The organism is Candidatus Poribacteria bacterium (assembly GCA_021295755.1).
In the GTDB taxonomy this organism is placed as follows: Bacteria; Poribacteria; WGA-4E; order WGA-4E; family PCPOR2b; genus PCPOR2b.
The window spans coordinates 26,574-28,124 of record JAGWBT010000117.1 but is presented as its reverse complement, the minus strand read 5'-3'; the positions used below and the strand labels follow the sequence as shown (position 1 = coordinate 28,124).

2 pseudogenes (1 of these 2 cut by a window edge) are annotated in these 1,551 nt (G+C 48.5%); both read left to right on the top strand.

From position 1 onward, the window contains the following. Positions 1-271 precede the first annotated feature (271 nt). Positions 272-1,250: pseudogene (locus J4G02_16480) on the top strand (iron ABC transporter substrate-binding protein). After that, a pseudogene (locus tag J4G02_16475) lies at positions 1,247-1,551 on the top strand (iron ABC transporter permease); it runs 1,260 nt beyond the window's last position. The pseudogenes J4G02_16480 and J4G02_16475 overlap by 4 nt, the downstream one beginning before the upstream one ends.

The following is a 1,551-nucleotide window of genomic DNA, read 5'->3' as shown; positions in this document are numbered from 1 at the left end:
TCTTCGGATGGCTAACCTTGTTGATAGCACAATTCAACTCCTAAAGAATCCAAATCCTTTAGGTTTTGGAGTATGTCAAAAGGACTGAATTAGGAGATTTGCTGGCACAAGATCCGTCCCGGCAATAGCGTAACAAAAAATTTCTACCGCAGATCGGATATTCTTTGACAAACCGATTAATACAAGTTATAATTATATCTATGTTATTGAAACTGAATCTCAATATCAATAACGCAGATGTAAAATAACTGTACAATTTTCGGAGGATACAATGCTGAGATATCTGGTTGGAGTTCTGGGACTATTTCTAACTGTATGGACGGTCAATGCAACCGATACCAGAGAATTGGTCGTCTATTCAGGGCGCAGCAAGGGTTTGGTCCACCCTATCATCAAGCAGTTTGAGAAGGAGACCGGCATCACGGTCAAGGTACGTTACGGTAACACTGCTCAACTTGCGGTGGCTTTGTTAGAGGAGGGGGAAAAAAGCCCCGCCGATCTTTTCTGGGCACAGGATGCGGGGGCGCTCGGTGCGGTCAGCAAACAGGGATTGTTTCAGAAATTACCCGAATCCATCCTGTCGAAAGTTCCTGACAAGTTTCGCAATGCCGAGGGAGTGTGGACTGCAACAAGCGGTCGCGCGCGTGTCCTCGCTTACGCGCCTGAACGAGTCAAGGCGGATGAACTGCCCAACAGCATCTTCGATTTGACCGATGCGAAATGGAAGGGACGTGTCGGTTGGGCACCGCAGAACGCATCATTCCAAGCCTTTGTAACGGCGATGCGCGTCCTTAAGGGAGAAGATACAACGGAGGAATGGCTGCGCGGTATGATACCCGAAGAACACACCGATTATTCGGGGACTCGCCGCTGGAGAAATCGATCTTGGTTTGCCTAACCACTACTATTTGATGCGCTTCAAAAAGAGCGACTCCGGGTTTCCTGTTGAGCAGACTTTCTTTGGAGCCGGAGATCCAGGAAATCTGGTTAACGTCGCTGGGATCGGTATCCTGAAAAACAGTAGTCACACCGAAGAGGTCAGTACCTTCGTCGAATACCTATTATCCCCAAAGGTACAGCAGTTCTTCATAAGCGAGGTCTTTGAGTATCCTGTCACGGGGGCGGGCATTCCTAGCGCAAAATTGCTGCCACCAGATGAACTTTTAAAACTAACACCAGCGATCAACCTAGAAAAGTTGGATGACCTAGAAGGAACCTTGAAACTTCTGCGTGAGGCAGACATTTTGTGATCCATTCTGAGACGCGATCTTTTCCACCATGGTATTTCTTCGTCCCCGGAGTTGCCATCGGGACTGGAATAGTGCTGCCACTGATTTACCTTCTCGTGCGTGCATTCGAGGCGGAAACGGGAGAGTTGATTCAAATTGTCTTCCGTACCCGGACCGTGTACCTTTTCGGTAATACCATCCTCCTCGTCATCGGAGTTATTGGGACCGGCATACTTCTGGCAGCACCGCTTGCATGGGTAACAACACGGACGGATCTCAAATGCAAACGTTTTTTTACGCTGCTTGGAGTGTTGCCACTGGC